Below are 18,442 nucleotides of genomic sequence, written 5' to 3' on the forward strand. Positions count from 1 at the left end.
CACGGCACCACTTTTCGGTGATGGCAAATAATACCTAAAACTACTTGCCCGCGTAATGCTTCAACATACTTGGTACATCCAAAATCAGGGCTATGCCGCCATCAGATGTAATCGTTGCACCTGCCATGCCAGGAGTACCTTGAAGAAGTGAGTCCAGAGGTTTTATTACAACCTCTTCCTGACCAATTAACGAGTCCACTACAAAGCCGACTTGCTGAGTACCTATCTGAACTATTACTACATGACCTTCTGCTTTTTTCTGGTTTATATCGGTGCCTTTGACTAACCAATGTTCCAGATAAAACAACGGAATAGCTTTTTCCCTAACAATAATAGTCAATTGACCATCAACTACATTGGTTTTGGTCAAATCTAAATGGAAGATTTCACTCACACCGGCTAATGGTAGAGCAAATGTTTGCTCGCCAACCATAACCATCAACGTTGGTAAGATAGCTAACGTAAGCGGTACTTTGATTTCTAAAATAGTACCCACACCCAATTCAGACTGAATGTTTACTTGACCATTAAGTTGAGTGATTTTTGTTTTAACAACATCCATCCCAACGCCACGGCCAGAGATATCAGAAATCTGTTCTTTAGTAGAAAAGCCTGGCGCGAAAATTAAATTGTAAGCTTCGGTGTCAGATAATCGGCTTGCTTGATCTGAGTCGATTACACCTTTGCTAATCGCAATTTTCTTCAATTTTTCTGGATCCATACCTGCACCATCATCTCTGATGGTTAAAAGAATATGGTCACCTTCTTGTGATGCTGAAAGTGTAACTGTACCTGTTCTTGCCTTACCTGCTGCTTCACGCACATCTGGCATCTCAATACCATGATCAACCGAGTTTCTAACAAGGTGAACAAGTGGATCAGCTAGCGCCTCTACTAAGTTTTTATCTAAATCGGTATCTTCACCCTCAAGAATCAAATTAATATCTTTCTTGAGGCTTCTCGCCAAGTCTCTTACAACGCGAGGGAAACGACCAAACACTTTCTTGATTGGCTGCATCCTTGTCTTCATAACAGCACCCTGAAGATCGGCGGTTACAACATCAAGGTTTGATATCGCTTTGCCCATGGCTTCACTATTGCTGTTATTAGCAAGGCTAACTAATCGGTTTCTTACTAAAACAAGCTCACCAACCATGTTCATGATTTGGTCTAGTCGTTTAGTATCAACCCGTACGGTTGTTTCCGCTTGAGCTGCAGGCTTTTTAGGGGCTGCGGCTTTAGGTTCTGATTTTGCTGGCTCTGATTTTGCTGGCGCTGGTTTTGCTGCCGGGGCTGGTTTTGCTGCCGCAGAAGGTTTTGGCGTAGGTTTTGGCGTAGGCTTTGGTGGGACCGGCGCTTGCGGGGCTGGTGCAGCAGGCGCTTTAGGAGCTGCACTTTTTTCTTCACCGTCCTCTAAGTTTTTAGGTGCTTGCCCTTTGCCATGTAGCTCGTCTAGCAGCGCTTCAAAGTCATCATCATTGATTTCTTCATCGTCACCGCCTGTAGATGCTGCTGGTTCCGCTGGTTGGCTAGTAGGGGCCGATTGTGCAGGCTCATTGGTACCATCACCAAATTTACCAACACCGTGGAGTTCATCTAATAGACTATCAAACTCATCATCAGTGATATCACCATCATTAGCATTGCTAGGAGCTGTGGGGGCTTCAGCTTTTGGTGCGGCTTGCCCTTCTGGCGTCGGAGCTTTGCCAGCGCCATGCAGTTCATCTAACAGGCTTTCAAATTCTTCTTCGGAGATCTCATCGATACTATCAGAACTCGCTTTATCCTCTTGTGCACTATTGCTGCTACCATCTAAATCAAAGAAAACATCATTTTCGACGGGCACTTCCTGTGGTGCTTCTTCAACAACGGGAGGTTCAGCTGGCGCGGTTGGCGCAGCTGCTTCAATAGGCGCTTCGTCAGCAGATTCTGGCTGACTGAGCTTATGTAAGACATCGAGTAGCTCTTGGTCAGCAGGCTCCGGTTGTTCGCGATTTTGAATACATGCGAACATATCATTTATAGTATCCAAAGACTGCAGGATTACATCCATTAATTCAGGATTAACTGAGCGCTGTCCCTGCCTTAAAACATCAAAGACGTTTTCTGCACCATGACAAGCATCGACGAGCTCGTTCATACCCAGAAATCCAGCTCCGCCTTTAACAGTATGGAACCCTCTGAATATTGCGTTCAGTAAATCTTTGTCATCTGGGTTATTTTCTAATTCAACGAGTTGCTCAGATAACAGTTCGAGTATTTCTCCAGCTTCAACAAGAAAGTCTTGTAAGATATCTTCATCGACTTCAAAGCTCATTATTATACTCTCCTATTAGAAACCCAAACTAGATAACAGATCATCAACTTCATCTTGACCAGAGACAACATCATCTCTCTCTTCTGCGTCAATGATTGGCCCTTCTGGACCAGATAGTTCATCAGTGGTCTCAACTACTTCTTGTGGTTTTGGAGCCGCGGTAAGTTGACCCACTTCTGCTGCACCGAATACGGTTAACAGATGTATTAAGCTGTCTTCAACTTCTCTGACAAGTTCAATGACCCGACGAATAACCTGACCAGTTAAATCTTGATAGTCTTGAGCCATTAAAACGTTCGTCATCAACGATTGTAATTCGTCTGTACGGCCTTGTGAAGACTGCATAAAGTCGTTCAAGTCGTGACAAAGAGATTTAAACTCTCCAAGCTGTATATCACGACTCATTAACCTATCCCAAGTAGGTTTTATCTCTGAGAGCTCATCAGCTAGCTCTTGAGCAAGCGGTAGGCTCGCTTCCACTGCATCCATTGTTTTATTAGCAGCATTCTCTGTCATTTCCATGACATAGTTTAAACGCTGTTTTGCGTCTGGAAGGGCCTCTGTGGTTAGATCTGACAAGCGAGTATCTAACTCAAAGTTTTTCAGAGATTCGTGTAATTGACGCGTCAATTTACCGACTTCAGCAAATAACTCAGATTGCTCTTTATTAGTTGCTTCAATTAGTATTTGGTCGGCCTTCTCTTGTTCACCATTCTCAAGATACTCAACAAGTTGTTTAGCTTGCTCTAATGTAATTTGTGGCGCAGAGGATTCTGACATAAGCCTATCCTTAACTCGTTACTAGCCTAAGCGTTCAAAAACTTTTTCTAACTTGGTTTTCAATGTTCCAGCAGTAAAAGGTTTTACAATGTACCCATTAACACCAGCTTGTGCAGCCGCAACGATTTGTTCTTTTTTGGCTTCAGCGGTTACCATCAAAACAGGTATATGTTTAAGGCTGTCGTCTGCACGAATAGCTCTTAACAGATCGATGCCTTGCATACCAGGCATGTTCCAATCGGTAACAACAAAGTCAAATTCTTGATTTTGCAACATCGGAAGCGCAGTGCTACCGTCATCAGCCTCTTGAACATTTGTAAAGCCTAAGTCTCTCAACAGGTTTTTGATTATTCTTCTCATCGTAGAGAAATCATCAACCACGAGAATTTTCATGTTCTTATCCAAAACTTCCTCCGGTGAGGTTTGAACCTATAAAAATTATAAAATGTACTCTAATTGATCCAGTCATTAATTTTGGCTCTGAGTTTAATCATTGCCTGACCATGAATCTGACTCACTCGAGACTCGCTCACATCAAGAATGTGGCCAATCTCTTTTAAATTCATTTCATCGTTATAGTACAAAGACAAAACCATCGCATCTCGTTCCGGTAATGTTTTTATTGCATCTATCAACGACTCATTAAAGCGCTCATTCTTAACGTTATTGAATGGTTTGTCTAGCGCTAAATCATTGTCCGCAGGTGAAATTACGTCTTGGTCGACACCTAAGTCTTCTATTCCGATAATTTTACTTGCATTTACATCATGTAAAATATGATGGTACTCATCTAAAGGAATATCAAGTTTTTCAGCAATTTCCGTGTCTTTAGGCTCTCGACCTAGAATAGACTCTAGCTCAGCGATCGCTTCTGCAACTAAACGACTGTTTTTGTGAACTGAGCGAGGCGCCCAGTCTCCACGGCGTATTTCATCAAGCATCGCACCACGGATTCGAATGCCAGCAAAGGTTTCAAAGCTAGCTCCTTTGCTCGCGTCAAAGTTTTTTGTTGCTTCAATTAAACCAATCATACCGGATTGAACAAGATCATCTAGCTGAACGCTAGCAGGCAATCTGGCTAGCAAATGGCATGCGATTTTTTTGACCAAAGGTGTATGACGCTCGACCACTTTATTTAAGTGGTCCGCTGATTGATATCCCGCCATTCGATTGACCGGTGTAGCCATAATTACCCGTTAACTAATTGCTCAATGAAAAACTCTAAGTGCCCCGACGGTTGATGGGGAACAGGCCATTTAACGGCTTTACTCGCCAAACCTCTAAACGCTACAGCGGCTGGAGAGTTGGGATAGAGCTCTACGATGGTTTTTTGACGCCTTGAGGATTTACGCATATTTTCATCAAAAGGAATCGTCGCAACCAATTCTAAAGCAACATCCAAAAACCTGTCTGTCACTTTTGATAGTTTAGCAAACAATTCTTGACCTTCTCGAAGGCTACGGACCATGTTGGCTACTATTTTAAATTTGTATACGCCATGCTCTCTGCTCAAAACTTTGATCAAAGCATATGCATCGGTAATTGAGGTTGGCTCGTCACATACCACTACCATGACGTCCTGCGCAGCACGCGAGAAACTTAACACCATATCTGAGATACCAGCTGCGGTATCAACAATCAGCACATCAAAGTCGTTGCTCAGTTCACTAAATGCTCGAATAAGGCCTGCGTGCTCAGCAGGGCTAAGCTCTACCATATTCTGGGAACCTGAAGTCGCTGGCACGATTCTAATTCCAGCGGGGCCCTCAACTAAAATCTCATCGAGTTCACACTCACCTGACAACACATGCGACAAATTGCGTTCGACTCGTAAACCTAGCATCACGTCACAGTTAGCCAATCCTAAATCGGCATCCAAAACTAAAACTCGATGGCCCTGTTGTCCTAGCGCAATTGCAGTATTCAATGAAACATTGGTCTTGCCGACTCCTCCTTTACCACCAGTTACTGCTATTACTTTTACTCCGTGGTTACTTTTTTGGTTCATTTTACGCAGGCCACTTGCTTGATCTAAAACTGTATTAATCATACATTCCTACTGTCTGACACGCCACTGCTTCACGTCGTGAATGTTGTGCTTTTGTTCTTTTTAAATACAATTGCTCAGCCTTTTTAACTAATTTTTGAGCATTTGCTACACGAATGTCTTCTGGCACTCGTTGTCCGTTGGTAAGATACCCTATTGGTAAGCGATTTTGAATCGCAATACTAATAATCTCGCCCAAACTTAGACATTCATCAAGTTTTGTAAAAATGCAACCACTTAGATTCACTTTTTTGAAGTGATTTACTGTCTCTTGCAAAACATGCATTTGAGAAGTTGCACTCAGTACCAAATAACTGCGAATATCTACTCTTGAGCTGCGCATCAATGTATTAAGCTGTTCAGTCAAGCGCAGGTCTCTTTGACTCATACCCGCTGTGTCTATTAATACTAGACGCTTATTGCGCAAATGATAAAGAACTTCTGCTAACTCGTTTGCATCTTTAACTTGCTTAACCGGACAACCAATGATTCTACCATAAGTTGCTAGCTGCTCGTAAGCGCCAATTCTGTATGTATCTGTTGTAATTAGAGCTACTTTGTCTGCACCGTACTTTTGTGCCCCTAATGCAGCCAATTTTGCAACGGTCGTTGTTTTACCAACACCTGTTGGTCCAACCATGGCATAAACACCACCTTGACGCAGAATGTCATTATTTGTGGTGTGCATCTGGTTTACAACCATATTTAGCAATGCATTCCATGCTTCTTTACGAGACACATCATCTGGGATAAAACATGCCATCTGTTCAGCAACATCCGCACTAATGCCCATACCTTGTAGTCTATCTACTAAACATGCTCTGGTTGGGTCACGACGTTCCATTTCCTGTTTCATTAAGCCCGATAGTTGATATTCAAGTAGCTGACGGATAGCGTTCATCTCATCTCTCATTGAACTCATTTCATCTTGCTTTGGTTCGCGTGCAACAGGTTGCGCATCAAAACCAGATTCAAGATCATCGTCAAAACCCCAATCAGACGCAATTGGCTCAGGCTGGCGCCCAGGTCGCGCTGCTGCTTGAGGTCTAGAAGCTGCCATACTATTTTGCTGATAATCCTGCTGCTGAGCCGCTTGATGAAAGTCTGACTGCTGAAAATTGGACTTTTGCTCTTCTTTAGGTGCAAAAAGGTCACCTGTATCAATACCTGACTGAGAGAACATAGACGCAAGCTCTGGCGAACGAGGTTTAGGAGCTTGGCGCTCTAAAAGCGCTTCGAGACTATCAGCAACTCTAGCTTGAGGCTCAGGTTGGGCACGACGAGCCTGTGGTTTTACTACTCTTGCTGGTTGGCTATAAGTAGGCTGAGCTTGAGGCGCAGATTCTACATTTGCTTGAGGCGCAGCTTCTTGCGGCTTTGCAGCCACTCTGTCGTTATCGATGGCTGCTACAATCTCTACACCATCAGCTAACTTTTTGTTCGACATTATCACTGCATCTGCGCCCAACTCATCTTTAACTTCTTTTAAAGCAGTACGCATATCTTTTGCAAAAAATCTTTTAATCTTCATGACTCAGCACCTCATTCCTCTATTGCCCAACAGAGCTAATAATCTTGATTTGTCTTTCGTCTGGTACTTCCTGATATGACATCACTCTCAAACCAGGGATCGTATGTTTGACAAATCTTGATAAAACACTTCTTAACATACCTGAGGTTAATAAGATGGACGGCTCGCCTAACATTTCTTGCGTTTGATGCGCTTCTCTCAATGAACCTTGAAGTCGCTCTGCAAGACCTGGCTCTATGCCTGCCCCCTCATCACCTGCGTTCTGAAGTGACTGATGCAACATCTGTTCCAACTCGGGCGCCAATGTTATGACAGGTATCTCATCAGCGTTTCCAACTGCGTCTTGAACTATCAATCTGCGTAGTGAAATTCTTACAGCAGCGGTTAGTACATCCGGGTCTTGGCTGCGCGGGCCATACTCAACTAAAGTCTGAACAATTGAGCGCATATCTCTTATTGCTACGCCTTCGTTGAGTAAGTTTTGTAGTACTTTTACAATTGTCGTCAGTGGAAGAATGTCTGGTACCAGGCCTTCAACTAATCGAGGATGGCTTTTAGCAAGCATGTCTAGTAGGTTTTGAACTTCTTCATGGCCCAGCAGTAGTGAAGCATTATTAGTCAAAAGTTGACTAATGTGGGTCGCAACAACGGTTGCAGCATCAACAACGGTATAACCAAGTGAGTGCGCTTCGTCTTTTTGATCAGGTTTAATCCATACAGCTTCTAAGCCAAAAGCAGGGTCTTTGGTCGCTACACCTTGAATCGGACCAAAAACCTGACCAGGGTTAATCGCGAGTTCATCACCATGCTTTAGTTCGCCATCACCAGAGCCAACCCCCATTAAGGTAATCTTGTATGCATTTGGATCCAATTCTAAATTGTCACGAATATGTACTGGTGGCACCAAGAAGCCAAGCTCTTGTGATAATTTCTTTCTAACACCCTTAATGCGGTTTAATAACTCACCACCTTGTGCTTGATCTACAAGCGGAATTAAGCGATATCCAACCTCTAAACCAATTACATCAACAGGCTGTACATCATCCCAGCCCAGCTCTTTTTGATCCTGCTGCTTGTTTGCAACCTGAGTTCCTTGTGCTTCTTCTTCGGCTTTCTCTGCAGCTGCTTTTTCTTTATGCTGCTTCGAGTAGTAGGCCAACCCACCCATAAAGCTACCAAGTCCTAAGAACGCGACATGTGGCATCCCAGGTACTAAGCCCATTACAATCAAAATGCCTGAGGCAATAAATAAAGACTTCTCGTTTCCTAGCTGCTGTGTTACTTGCTCACCCATATTGTGAGATTCGTTCTGACGAGTAACAACAATCGCGGTACCGATTGAAAGAAGTAAAGATGGTAACTGAGCGACTAGCCCATCACCAATGGTGAGCAAAGTGTACACTTCCATCGCACGAGAGAACGTCAGATCATGCTGTACCATACCAACAAATAAGCCGCCAATAATGTTGATCGCAAGGATTACGATACCTGCTATTGCATCCCCTTTCACAAACTTACTTGCACCATCCATAGAACCGTAGAAATCCGCTTCCCGCGTAACTTCATCTCGTCTTGCTCTTGCGTCTTCTGCCGAGATGAACCCCGCATTTAGGTCGGCATCAATCGCCATTTGTTTACCTGGCATAGCATCCAAAGTGAAACGTGCTGATACTTCTGAAATACGGCCCGCACCTTTGGTTATTACAACAAAGTTAATGATAATAAGAATTAAGAATACGACTAAACCAACTGCATAGTTACCACCAATTACAACCGAGCCAAATGCTTCAATCACTTTACCGGCTGCGTCTCCGCCGTTGTGACCTTCAAGCAAAACAACTCGCGTACTCGCAACATTCAGCGCCAACCTCATGATAGTTGCAATAAGTAAAACTGCGGGGAACATACCAAATTCTAGTGGCTTCATGGTGTAAACAGTTACCAACAACACAACTAGCGCAAGTGCGATATTGAATGAAAATAGGATATCCAACAAGAATGGGGGCATTGGTAAAATAACCATGGCCAATGCTGCAAGTACCAGTAACGGTGTACCAATACCTTTTGCATAATCTTTTTTGTCTCTATTTATTTGTTGTAGAACCGCTTTAAAATCCATAACTTATCAACTTCAATTTATTGACGCAAATAAGTTAAAGCAATCTTCATTCCAACTATTAGTGTTTCATATTATCTGGAATTGGTAAGTCTTTATTGAGTGCTGTAGGTTTTCTACCGCGTCCCTTATTGAACTTTTTGAGCTGGAATACATAAGCTAGCACCTGCGCGACAGCTGTAAACAACTTATCAGGGATCTGGTCCCCTACTTCAGTCGTGTGATACAAAGAACGTGTCAGCACTGGCGATTCAACAATTGGTACTTCGTTGCCTTTAGCAACCTTACGAATTTGCATGGCCAATTCATCAACTCCTTTCGCAATCACCATTGGGGCACCTGCTTTTTCGGTGTCATATTTTAACGCCACAGAATAGTGGGTTGGGTTTGTTACTACCACATCTGCATCAGGCACATCTTGCATCATTCTGCGCTGAGACATTTCACGCTGCGTTCTTCTAATACGCGCTTTAATTTGCGGATCACCTTCAGAGTTTTTGTACTCATCCTTAACCTCTTGAAGTGTCATTTTTAACTGTTTGTGGTGGTTATAACTTTGATAAGGCGCATCAATTGCTGAAATAACAATCATCGTACAACTGAGCGCCAAAAAGAGCCAAGCTAAAATTTCCAGTGCATGGATAACACTACCTGGTACCGACTCGATACTGAGGTGCAAAATGTCGTAAAACATCCACTTGATAAATAAGATGGCAAAGCCTGCAACCAGCACGAATTTCAAAACGGATTTAATTAACTCTACTGCAGCTTGTGGCCCTAACATGCGCTTAATGCCTTTCATGGGCGACATTTTACTCGCTTTTGGCGCAGCAGCTTCCCAGCTAAAATTAAAGCCGCCCAACAGCGTATTACCGATCACTCCAGCTACAAGAATAATTAAAACAAACATTGACATAGGGAAGAACAATTCTGAGAAGGCATCTCCCCACACGGCAAACATTTTAGTTGTATCATAGGTTTCATTACGGTTTAGTGTCAGCATGCGGCCCATTATGTTGTACAAGCCTTTCGCAATATCCGCACCATAAAGAATCAATGCCACAGCAGAAAAAATTAATACAAAGGTAGTTCCTAACTCTTTTGAACGAGCAACCTGGCCTTTCTTTCTGGCATCACCAATCTTTTTTGAGGTGGGTTCTTCGGTGCGTTCTTGACCTGAATCTTCAGCCATTTCAGCCTCCTAAACTGTACAACCGACTAAATTACACATCAGCTCAGTCATTTTAAGCCACTGAAACTCATACTGCATAGTAAAGTTCCCCATTGTCGCCCAAATGATAGTTAGACCAGCCACGAGTGTAAATGCAAAACCCACAGAAAAGATATTCATCTGAGGCGCTGCTCGCGTCATGATACCAAATGCTAAGTTAATAACTAACATCGCCGTAAGTGGGGCTAAGGACAGCGATAGCGCCGTGGCAAAGAGCCATGAGCCCCATGTAGCAATTTGCCAATAATTGTCGACGTGCCACCAATCTCCCGCTATTGGCCAAGATTGAAAGCTAAAAACAATCATTTGAAACATCATCAAGTGCCCATTGAAAACAAAAAATAGCAACGTAGCAAGAATCAAATAAAACTGGCCCACAGCCGGTACACTCAGTCCGTTTGACGGGTCAACAACCGAGGCGAAACCTAGGCCTGTTTGCATCGCAAGCACCTGACCTGCAACGATAAATGTATTTAGCAATAACAAAGACGCAAAGCCAATTGCAATACCTATGATCATTTCCTGGATGACCACCAAAACCATTTGAAAAGAGAAGAGTTCTGTAAATTGAGATTGGGGAATAGCGGGGGCAACCACCAAAGTCACCACAATGGAGAGGCAAAGTTTGATCCGTTTCGATACACTTTGCGCACCAAGACCCGCCATTACCATAATCATCGAGCTAATACGTATCAAAGGCAGTATAAAGTCGCTTAGCCCTTGCATTAATTCAGAAAAAAGAATTTCCATACTAACCCGCGATTTCAGGAATACGCATGACCATCAATTTGAAAAAGTCCATTAACTCTTGAGTCATCCAATGTCCACCAGCAATAAGGGCTACCAGTGTAATGATCAGTTTAGGCAAGAAGCTCAGTGTTTGTTCGTTAATAGATGTGGCAGCCTGAAACACCGACACGATTAAACCAATAATCAAACCCGGTACCACTATGGCAGCCACCAATTTTATCACCAGAAATAACGAGTCACTTAAAATGTCTACAAAAACTTCTGGTTCCATATTACACCCCTAATCCAAAACTTCGGGCCAGTGTACCCATAACTAGCGACCAACCATCTACTAAAACAAACAGCATAATTTTAAACGGCAACGAAACAATCATAGGGGAAAGCATCATCATACCCATAGCCATCAAGACACTGGCGACCACCAGATCAACAATCAGGAACGGAATGAAAAACATAAACCCAATAATAAATGCAGTCTGTAATTCACTGGTAACAAAGGCAGGAATAATCACTACAAAGGGCGTGTCTTCTGGGCTGTCTAGTTTGTCGTAGCCGGCAATTTTTGCGAATGTCTCAAGATCTTTTATGCGAGTCTGTGACAACATAAACGCTTTGATGGGTTCCTTCGCCGCGTGCAACGCCTGTATAGACGTCATATCTTCTTTTAAATAGGGCTGAACCGCCTGCTCATGTATTTGGCTGAAAATTGGCGCCATAATGAAAAAGGTCAAAAACAACGACATGCCAACCAAAATCTGATTTGACGGTGATTGCTGTAATCCTATCGCTTGACGCAAAATAGCCAAAACCACAATGATCCGTGTAAATGAGGTCATCATAATAACCGCAGCAGGAATAAAGCTAAGCGCAGTCATCATCGCAAGTACTTGGAGAGTTACCGAGTACTCTTGAGAACCATCAGGGTTAGTCGTCACACTTAATGCTTCAAAACCGTCATTTGCGCTCACTTGGGGTAGAAATACAGCTAAAGCTAAAATTAAAAGGAATCGAAGCATGGTTTTCACTTTTCTTTTTTTATCGGTTGACCCACAAAGCGACTTAACTCTTTAACAAAAGGCGCGGCTTGATTTTCACTTAATGGGGTTTCTAATTGGTATAAATAGTTAATATTTTGCGGGGTAACGCCGAGTAGGTGTTGTTTATCATCAATTTCAATTACGAGCAGCCTTTCGCGAGTACCCAATGGCAAGCTGCGAATGACTTTGAAATCTTGGTTATTACCCACATTGGGGTTGATACGTTTTACTAACCAAGCCAGACCAATGATAAGCGCGATGATAGAGATCAGTGACAATGCAACCGTTACTATCTCCAAACTAGGCCCTTGCGGCTGCGTTGCGGCTGCCGCATTCGTAAAGAGTATCCAAGTCATGACTTATTCTACTATCTAAGCTTCTTAATTCGCTCGACTTGGCTAATTACATCGGTGAGCCTGATACCAAACTTGTCGTTGACAACAACCACTTCACCGTGCGCAATTAACGTACCATTTACTAGTACATCGAGCGGTTCACCTGCCACTCTGTCCAACTCAACCACTGAGCCTTGGTTTAATTGAAGTAAGTTTCGGATATTAATTTTCGACCTACCTACTTCCATAGAAATGGTGACCGGAATATCTAAAATCGTATCTAGTTTTCTTTTTTCATCCGCGCTTAAATTCGCATCACTTTCTTCTAACTCTTCTAACTCTGCAACTTCAGCACTTCCTTGGTCAGCATCTTCTGCTTCGGCAAGCGCTGCAGCCCATTCATCCATCGTATCTTGATCATCACTCATGCACTTACTACCTTAAATTCTTGATCACCAATCAAGATCAACACCTTCAGACAGGTGCAGATCTTCTTCTAATTCAGCCAATTCTGCATCTGAATCGAGCTTTTTACCACCTTTGGTAAATACATGAAGCTCAGATTTAACAGACTCAGGACGTTTAATCTTTTCACTTATTTGCAATGCCACATTGTCTCTCGAACGACCCATTTTCGCTCTAAACGTCGGCAGTTCTTCTACAAACACCGTGATATGCTCTGGCATTTCGACTGGGATGATATCGCCAGATTTCAAATCCATAATTTGTTGTAACGACAAATCAACTTCAAGCAATTGGGTGGACATTTCTACTTCAACGTCCATTATTTCATCACGTAGGGCTTTACTCCAACGTAAATCTGTATCCTCAGTATCTGATTGAACACCTGCATCAAGCAGTTCTCTGATCGGTTCCAACATCGAGTATGGCAAGGAAATATGAAAATCACCGCCCCCACCGTCTAATTCGATATGAAACGAGCTGATCACCACTACTTCTGTAGGAGATACAATGTTTGCCATTGCAGGGTTCACCTCAGAATCAAGATATTCAAACGACACATCCATTACTGGAGCCCACGCTTCTTTGTAATCCTCAAAGATGATTTTCAAAAGCATTTGTACGATACGGCGTTCTGTCGGGGTAAATTCGCGCCCTTCAATCTTAGCGTGATAGCGTCCATCACCACCAAAAAAGTTATCGACCAAAATGAAAACCAGTCTTGCTTCCATGGTGATTAGGCCAGTCCCCTTGAGAGGACGAAACCTCACCATGTTCAAACTGGTCGGAACAAACAACGTGTGAATGTATTCGCCGAATTTAAGCATCTGAACACCATTGATTGAGACTTCGGCGGTCCTTCTCATCATATTGAACAGACTTATTCGCATATGCCTAGCAAAACGCTCATTCACAATTTCGAGCGTCGGCATTCGCCCACGCACAATCCTGTCTTGCGAGGAGAAGTCATACTGGAGGGCATTAGCATCCTCGCCTCCCTCACCAGAGGGAACTTCGTCTTCTTCGACTTCATCGACACCGTGTAATAGCGCGTCGATTTCATCTTGTGATAATAAATCGCTCACAGGGGATTCCTACTGCATTACAAAACCGGTAAACAGCACTCGTTCGATAACTTTGCTGCCCTCGACACCTTCCATTGCTGCTTGAACTTTATCTAAAGCAGTCAACCTCAATGTCTCCTTACCTGCACTCGTGCTCAATTCATCTGCGGTTGTGGTAGAAAATACACTTAACAATGTACCTTCGATGAGTGGAATGTGCTTTTTCGTCACTTCTTCATTTACATCACCACGAACTAACAGTTGTACTTTGATTTGTACAATTCTATCTCTACTGGCACCTGGTACATTGAATACAAACGGTCTTGGCATCGCGACATAGAGCGCGCTTCCCATTTCTGCCGCATTTTGCTCACTCAAGTCTTCTTGTACTACTGTAGACTCTTCAGCTAAAGAAGCTTCTTCTTCCTCTCCACCGGATAATAAAAAGAAGCCTGCAACGCCACCTAAAATGACAACAACCGCAGCAATAATAATAATGAGCTTCTTTTTGGAACCACCCGCTTCTTCAATTTCTAAATCGCTTTCTTCAGCCATATGTGCGCTTCTATTAATTTACGTTCTGTCTTAATGATAGCAGTTGTTAAGCATAGTAATCTATTGCCGAATCACTTTGTTTTCTGCTAGTCACTGATTGTTCTTTATTATTTTGCGCTTCACTGGCCTCATTAGCAAGTTTTCCATGACCTTGTTGCTCGCCATCATCGTTATTTGAATTTCCCTCAGACTCCTGCTGGATATTACTTTCGCCAAGTTCAATGCCTTGCTCCTCTAACATTTCTCTCAGTTTAGGCATGGACTCTTCTAGCAATTCTTTAGCTTGTTGGTTTTGCACTACAAAGTTTATTTGAGCCTGCTCTGCATCTGAACGAATTCGAATTTGCATGCTGCCTAACTCTGCCGGGTCTAGTCTGATTTCAGCTTCCTTATTATTTAAGTTAACCATCATGTTAACTTTTTCTTGCAGCATTTTAGCAGCGTCATTACGAGTCAAGTTTAATGCCTGTGCAAGCGCTGGATCTACCTGTAGTTTAGCTTGAGCATTGGTTTGCTGCACAGAAGTCTGTTGGTTTTGGCGTGACTGCTCAACCTGCTGAATTACCTGCTCAAATTCTTCTTTGCTCTGAATTTGTTCGCTGCCTAAACTGCGAATGGCCTTAAAAACGTTTTCCACATTTTGGCTTGCAGCTTGGCGCTGATTATTACCACTATTTTGCTGTTCCCCCTCAAAGTCACTTGGTAACTCGGCCTGCTCTTCAGTATTCACCGCAACATCCGCCACAGTTTGTTTGCTTACCTCAGGTGCTGCTTGCTCTTTTACTGGGGCCTTCGTGCTGTTGTACGTGAACTCAGGTTTAACTGCAGCATCACTTTTAACCACATTTTCAAGCTTATCATTACTCTGTTTGGAGCTATTTATTAGTGCACTGTCTTTTTGCTCAGTTTCACTCGTTACTTTACCAGCTATGCTACTGCCTTCTTGTGCTGTTGACGCTGTTGAATTAGGCAATTTTCCTGTTAGGGCATGATAAAGTGCCGCTTCTTGCTTTCTAGAAGCGGAATCAGTGGATTTAGTGTCATTGAGGCGCTCATTGAGTAGCTTCTCCAGCTCTTGCTTTTCTTCCGGTGACAAGTTATCGACCATCGCCTTTAACTCTGACACACTCGTCGACTTACCTTCAGTCGCTTTTGGCACGTTCACGAACTCACTAATGGCCTGCTTTGGTGTATTTTTTAACATCTCTGCACCGTCAGAGTCAGGTATTGCTGCTGATTCAGTAAGTTTATCGGTAGCCATTTCCATATTTTTGTTGATTGGCAATTTCACGACCGCTTCACTCACCGAAGGTTGAGCCATTTTTTTGTCTTGTTCTGGTGTGGCTGAGGTGCGCTCCTTTTGCATCAACTGACTGATTAAATTTGGTGCCTTTTGCTCACTTTCAATTGCTTTTGGTGTTACCACTTTTGATTCAACATCGGGATTAGGCTTTTGACTAGTAACTGGCGCAGATTTTGACTCTTTCTCACCATGTAAGTGCCATTCTCGCTCTTTAGCAACACCGTTAAATGCTTCAGCTTGGCCATGAGGCAAAGGTCTATTGCCACTTTCTAGCATTTTGGATGTGTCACTTACCGTTACTTCCCCATCTGTCGGGTCACCAATCGGCCCTTCTGAATATCTTGGTCCTGCGGGCACTGGCTTGACAACTTCAACTTGTCCTTGAGGTTGCTTCGATGAATTTGCAATCTCTACATTTGCAACTTTTCTATCAGTCTTCACAGCCTCTTCAGGCATGATTTTAGATGTATCTTGACCCTGTTGCGCTTTATCTTGAACAACGATTGGACCTATTAAATCAATCGGGCCTTTCTTACCACTTTTTATAGGTAACTCATCCACCTTTTCTGCATTGCCAAGGTGATCTTTTAATGCTTGTGGTACTGGTGCTAGATGATGTTCCACATCAGTTTTTTGATTGTTTGCCGCATTGATCTGGGACAGCAACGTGTCTGGATTAGAAGTAGAGCTGGGCTTTGACGCCTCATTGGCTGTTTCAACCTTTAAAACAACATCAGGACCTTGGTTGGACTTGGGTAGATTTGAGTCATCAAGCTTTAAAGGCTCATCTAGCCCTTTTGGTAAAGGTCGTTGAATGCCTTGTTCCGCCTCACCTGTTCGCGTCTTTTCTGCATTTGCTTCTTGCTTTGTTAATTCTTCTTGATCAGCTTCTTTTTGTATCGCAGCTTTTGCATCTCCTCGCTCGCTGGCTTCAGCCAGCATAGCCATAAACCCTCTTCCATCAGAGCTTTCGTCTACCTGCCTATCCTGCGGTGAAACAGTGTTGTTTAATCCAATTTCCAATGAAACATTAACCATATTCTCACCTTTTAGTGTGGCAATCGAACGCCACTTGCCTACTTATAACTCTATTATTTTGTAAAAATGCAATTTTTAAGCCATTAATTAGCCAACTTGCGTCTCATAAAGATGTTTGTTGCAAGCTCATCGAGCATTTTTTGTTCTTCTTTTGCTAATCGTTTTTGCTTTTCAAGCTCTTTTTTCTCTATTAGCTTTGCAATCGCTTTCACTTTTGCCTGTTGGGTCAGCCACAGTTTACGCCTTTGCTCCACGACCCTTTTTGCCGTAGCAACTGTATTTGCCTGCTGCTTAATTGCTTCTTCAATTTTATTAATAAAGCTGTGGTACTGTGAAAAGCCGCTACTACTGAGCCCTTGTAACGCTTTGTTGTGCAGTTGTTGCGAGTACTCCAAACGAAAGTCATTTAACCCTTTCAACTTTTGCTGATTGTCATGCAAACTGCGTTCAGCTTGAACAAAATTAACTCTCAGGCCATCTTCTTTGTCTGATTCGAGTCTATGTAACAGTGCAAGTTTGGTTTCTGCCATTAGCCTTGTCCTAATAGTTGTGCTAGACCCTGTAAGCACTCATCGTAATTAAGTACTTCTTTCATGCCCTGCTGTAAAAAGCTATTCACACTTGGCATCATCGCAATCGCTTGATCTAGCATGGGGTCGCTCCCCTGTTGATAAGCCCCCAAAGTAATCATATCCTTGTTTTGTTGGTACATGGAGTAAACTTGTTTCAACACTCTGGCCTGTTGCATATGTGCGTCAGATATAACTTGGGGCATGACACGTGAAATGGATTTTTCAATATCGATAGCTGGATAGTGACCACTGTCAGCAAGATCTCGCGACAGTACAATATGGCCGTCTAAAATCGCCCTAGCGGAATCAGCAATGGGGTCTTGCATATCGTCCCCTTCACTTAAAACAGTAAAAAACGCTGTAATAGAACCCTGTCCTTCTCCCCCGTTACCCGCTCTCTCTACAAGCGCTGGTAACTTAGCAAACACCGAAGGTGGATAGCCTTTTGTTGCAGGCGGCTCGCCAACCGCTAAAGCTATCTCACGTTGTGCCATGGCATAACGCGTCACAGAGTCTAGTAGTAACAAAACATTTAGACCTTGATCTCTAAAGTACTCAGCAATTGTCACTGCACTTTCGCACCCCTTCAATCGCATTAGTGGGGAAGCATCTGCTGGAGCTGCGACTACCACCGACCGTCGTCGCCCCTCGACACCGAGAATTTCATCGATAAACTCTTTTACTTCTCGACCACGCTCACCAACCAACCCCACTACAATGACATCGGCTTCACTGCCTCGAGTCATCATGCCCAATAAAACGGACTTACCGACACCACTACCAGCGAACAACCCCATACGTTGCCCTTGGCCCACTGTGATTATCGAATTAATGGCTCTTACCCCTACATCCATCGGTTCACTGATAGGACGCCTAGCGAGCGGATTAATCGGTGCTTGTGCAAACTTTAATCTAGTATCGGCTTGAATTGCCCCGAGGCCATCTAGTGGACGACCCAGTCCGTCTACCACACGTCCTAACAGCCCCATGCCAACAGGTAAGCCAGATTCTTTCACTTGAGGGATTACTCTGGCACCTGGGAGAACTCCGGAAATATGATCATTTGGCATCAGATACAAAATATCATCATTGAAGCCTATGACTTCGGCATCTACAAAACCGTTGATCGTTTCGATTTTACACTGGCTTCCCACCGCGGCGTTTAAACCCTTTGCCTCAAGGGTTAAGCCAACAACGCGAGTTAGGCTGCCAGCGACGGCAACCCCATAAGGCTGGATATGTTTTTGATATGAACTAATTCTTTGTGCCAGTGGCTGATGTTGAAGCTCAGTTTCTGTCATGAA

Annotated in this window: 18 protein-coding genes; all 18 read right to left on the reverse strand. The window is 43.3% G+C overall.

From position 1 onward, the window contains the following. Positions 1–40 precede the first annotated feature (40 nt). The 18 genes from N482_RS04200 to fliI all read right to left on the reverse strand — a co-directional run bounded on the left by N482_RS04200 (position 41) and on the right by fliI (position 18,439). Positions 41–2,317 (reverse strand): chemotaxis protein CheA, encoded by a 2,277-nt coding sequence (locus tag N482_RS04200; RefSeq protein ID WP_063375885.1) that lies wholly within the window; start codon positions 2,315–2,317, stop codon positions 41–43. Positions 2,318–2,332: 15 nt separating this feature from the next. Next, the gene (locus N482_RS04205; protein ID WP_063375886.1) at positions 2,333–3,097 is read right to left on the reverse strand and encodes a protein phosphatase CheZ; all 765 of its coding nucleotides are present in this window, start codon (positions 3,095–3,097) and stop codon (positions 2,333–2,335) included. Between the two features lie 21 nt (positions 3,098–3,118). After that, a complete protein-coding gene (gene cheY / locus N482_RS04210; RefSeq protein ID WP_010364893.1) occupies positions 3,119–3,502 on the reverse strand; it encodes a chemotaxis response regulator CheY in 384 nt (127 codons plus the stop codon). Positions 3,503–3,549: 47 nt separating this feature from the next. Then, positions 3,550–4,284: an RNA polymerase sigma factor FliA gene (locus tag N482_RS04215; RefSeq protein ID WP_063375887.1), complete on the reverse strand. Its 735-nt coding sequence runs from the start codon at positions 4,282–4,284 to the stop codon at positions 3,550–3,552. A gap of 2 nt (positions 4,285–4,286) precedes the next feature. Then, positions 4,287–5,147 carry a MinD/ParA family ATP-binding protein gene (locus N482_RS04220; RefSeq protein ID WP_023401816.1) on the reverse strand — a complete coding sequence of 287 codons (861 nt, stop codon included), beginning with the start codon at positions 5,145–5,147 and terminating at the stop codon, positions 4,287–4,289. Next, entirely contained in the window at positions 5,140–6,675 is a 1,536-nt protein-coding gene (gene flhF / locus N482_RS04225) for a flagellar biosynthesis protein FlhF (protein ID WP_063375888.1), read from the reverse strand. The genes N482_RS04220 and flhF overlap by 8 nt, the downstream gene beginning before the upstream one ends. A 19-nt stretch (positions 6,676–6,694) precedes the next feature. Continuing rightward, complete coding sequence (gene flhA / locus N482_RS04230) at positions 6,695–8,794, reverse strand: flagellar biosynthesis protein FlhA (protein ID WP_063375889.1); 2,100 nt, start codon at positions 8,792–8,794, stop codon at positions 6,695–6,697. A gap of 58 nt (positions 8,795–8,852) precedes the next feature. Then, positions 8,853–9,983 (reverse strand): flagellar biosynthesis protein FlhB, encoded by a 1,131-nt coding sequence (gene flhB, locus N482_RS04235; protein WP_063375890.1) that lies wholly within the window; start codon positions 9,981–9,983, stop codon positions 8,853–8,855. A gap of 9 nt (positions 9,984–9,992) precedes the next feature. Next, on the reverse strand, positions 9,993–10,772 hold the full coding sequence (gene fliR, locus N482_RS04240) for a flagellar biosynthetic protein FliR (protein WP_063375891.1): 780 nt from the start codon (positions 10,770–10,772) through the stop codon (positions 9,993–9,995). Position 10,773: 1 nt separating this feature from the next. Further along, positions 10,774–11,043 (reverse strand): flagellar biosynthesis protein FliQ, encoded by a 270-nt coding sequence (gene fliQ / locus N482_RS04245; RefSeq protein WP_063375892.1) that lies wholly within the window; start codon positions 11,041–11,043, stop codon positions 10,774–10,776. A 1-nt stretch (position 11,044) separates the two neighbouring features. After that, complete coding sequence (gene fliP / locus N482_RS04250) at positions 11,045–11,788, reverse strand: flagellar type III secretion system pore protein FliP (RefSeq protein WP_063375893.1); 744 nt, start codon at positions 11,786–11,788, stop codon at positions 11,045–11,047. A gap of 5 nt (positions 11,789–11,793) precedes the next feature. Further along, positions 11,794–12,165 (reverse strand): flagellar biosynthetic protein FliO, encoded by a 372-nt coding sequence (fliO, locus tag N482_RS04255; RefSeq protein ID WP_063375894.1) that lies wholly within the window; start codon positions 12,163–12,165, stop codon positions 11,794–11,796. 11 nt (positions 12,166–12,176) lie between these two features. Further along, entirely contained in the window at positions 12,177–12,572 is a 396-nt protein-coding gene (gene fliN, locus N482_RS04260) for a flagellar motor switch protein FliN (RefSeq protein WP_063375895.1), read from the reverse strand. Positions 12,573–12,596: 24 nt separating this feature from the next. Continuing rightward, a complete protein-coding gene (gene fliM, locus N482_RS04265; RefSeq protein WP_063375896.1) occupies positions 12,597–13,691 on the reverse strand; it encodes a flagellar motor switch protein FliM in 1,095 nt (364 codons plus the stop codon). Positions 13,692–13,700: 9 nt separating this feature from the next. Then, positions 13,701–14,225 carry a flagellar basal body-associated protein FliL gene (gene fliL, locus N482_RS04270; RefSeq protein ID WP_063375897.1) on the reverse strand — a complete coding sequence of 175 codons (525 nt, stop codon included), beginning with the start codon at positions 14,223–14,225 and terminating at the stop codon, positions 13,701–13,703. Positions 14,226–14,271: 46 nt separating this feature from the next. Continuing rightward, positions 14,272–16,566, reverse strand: coding sequence for a flagellar hook-length control protein FliK (locus N482_RS04275; RefSeq protein ID WP_063375898.1), 2,295 nt, complete (start codon positions 16,564–16,566; stop codon positions 14,272–14,274). Positions 16,567–16,649: 83 nt separating this feature from the next. Next, positions 16,650–17,096, reverse strand: coding sequence for a flagellar export protein FliJ (fliJ, locus tag N482_RS04280; RefSeq protein WP_063375899.1), 447 nt, complete (start codon positions 17,094–17,096; stop codon positions 16,650–16,652). Beyond that, a complete protein-coding gene (gene fliI, locus N482_RS04285) occupies positions 17,096–18,439 on the reverse strand; it encodes a flagellar protein export ATPase FliI (protein WP_063375900.1) in 1,344 nt (447 codons plus the stop codon). Before fliI ends, fliJ begins: the two co-directional genes overlap by 1 nt. Between the last annotated feature and the right edge of the window lie 3 nt (positions 18,440–18,442).

This window comes from Pseudoalteromonas luteoviolacea NCIMB 1942, from assembly GCF_001625595.1.
Taxonomy (GTDB): Bacteria; Pseudomonadota; Gammaproteobacteria; order Enterobacterales; family Alteromonadaceae; genus Pseudoalteromonas; species Pseudoalteromonas luteoviolacea_A.

What these genes read in the sequence shown, in the direction of transcription:
- N482_RS04200 (WP_063375885.1), bottom strand. Translation starts at nt 2,317, where the DNA reads ATGAGCTTTGAAGTCGATGAAGATATCTTACAAGACTTTCTTGTTGAA.
- N482_RS04205 (WP_063375886.1), bottom strand. Translation starts at nt 3,097, where the DNA reads ATGTCAGAATCCTCTGCGCCACAAATTACATTAGAGCAAGCTAAACAA.
- N482_RS04215 (WP_063375887.1), bottom strand. Translation starts at nt 4,284, where the DNA reads ATGGCTACACCGGTCAATCGAATGGCGGGATATCAATCAGCGGACCAC.
- N482_RS04220 (WP_023401816.1), bottom strand. Translation starts at nt 5,147, where the DNA reads ATGATTAATACAGTTTTAGATCAAGCAAGTGGCCTGCGTAAAATGAAC.
- flhF (WP_063375888.1), bottom strand. Translation starts at nt 6,675, where the DNA reads ATGAAGATTAAAAGATTTTTTGCAAAAGATATGCGTACTGCTTTAAAA.
- flhA (WP_063375889.1), bottom strand. Translation starts at nt 8,794, where the DNA reads ATGGATTTTAAAGCGGTTCTACAACAAATAAATAGAGACAAAAAAGAT.
- flhB (WP_063375890.1), bottom strand. Translation starts at nt 9,983, where the DNA reads ATGGCTGAAGATTCAGGTCAAGAACGCACCGAAGAACCCACCTCAAAA.
- fliR (WP_063375891.1), bottom strand. Translation starts at nt 10,772, where the DNA reads ATGGAAATTCTTTTTTCTGAATTAATGCAAGGGCTAAGCGACTTTATA.
- fliQ (WP_063375892.1), bottom strand. Translation starts at nt 11,043, where the DNA reads ATGGAACCAGAAGTTTTTGTAGACATTTTAAGTGACTCGTTATTTCTG.
- fliP (WP_063375893.1), bottom strand. Translation starts at nt 11,788, where the DNA reads ATGCTTCGATTCCTTTTAATTTTAGCTTTAGCTGTATTTCTACCCCAA.
- fliO (WP_063375894.1), bottom strand. Translation starts at nt 12,165, where the DNA reads ATGACTTGGATACTCTTTACGAATGCGGCAGCCGCAACGCAGCCGCAA.
- fliN (WP_063375895.1), bottom strand. Translation starts at nt 12,572, where the DNA reads ATGAGTGATGATCAAGATACGATGGATGAATGGGCTGCAGCGCTTGCC.
- fliL (WP_063375897.1), bottom strand. Translation starts at nt 14,225, where the DNA reads ATGGCTGAAGAAAGCGATTTAGAAATTGAAGAAGCGGGTGGTTCCAAA.
- N482_RS04275 (WP_063375898.1), bottom strand. Translation starts at nt 16,566, where the DNA reads ATGGTTAATGTTTCATTGGAAATTGGATTAAACAACACTGTTTCACCG.
- fliJ (WP_063375899.1), bottom strand. Translation starts at nt 17,096, where the DNA reads ATGGCAGAAACCAAACTTGCACTGTTACATAGACTCGAATCAGACAAA.
- fliI (WP_063375900.1), bottom strand. Translation starts at nt 18,439, where the DNA reads ATGACAGAAACTGAGCTTCAACATCAGCCACTGGCACAAAGAATTAGT.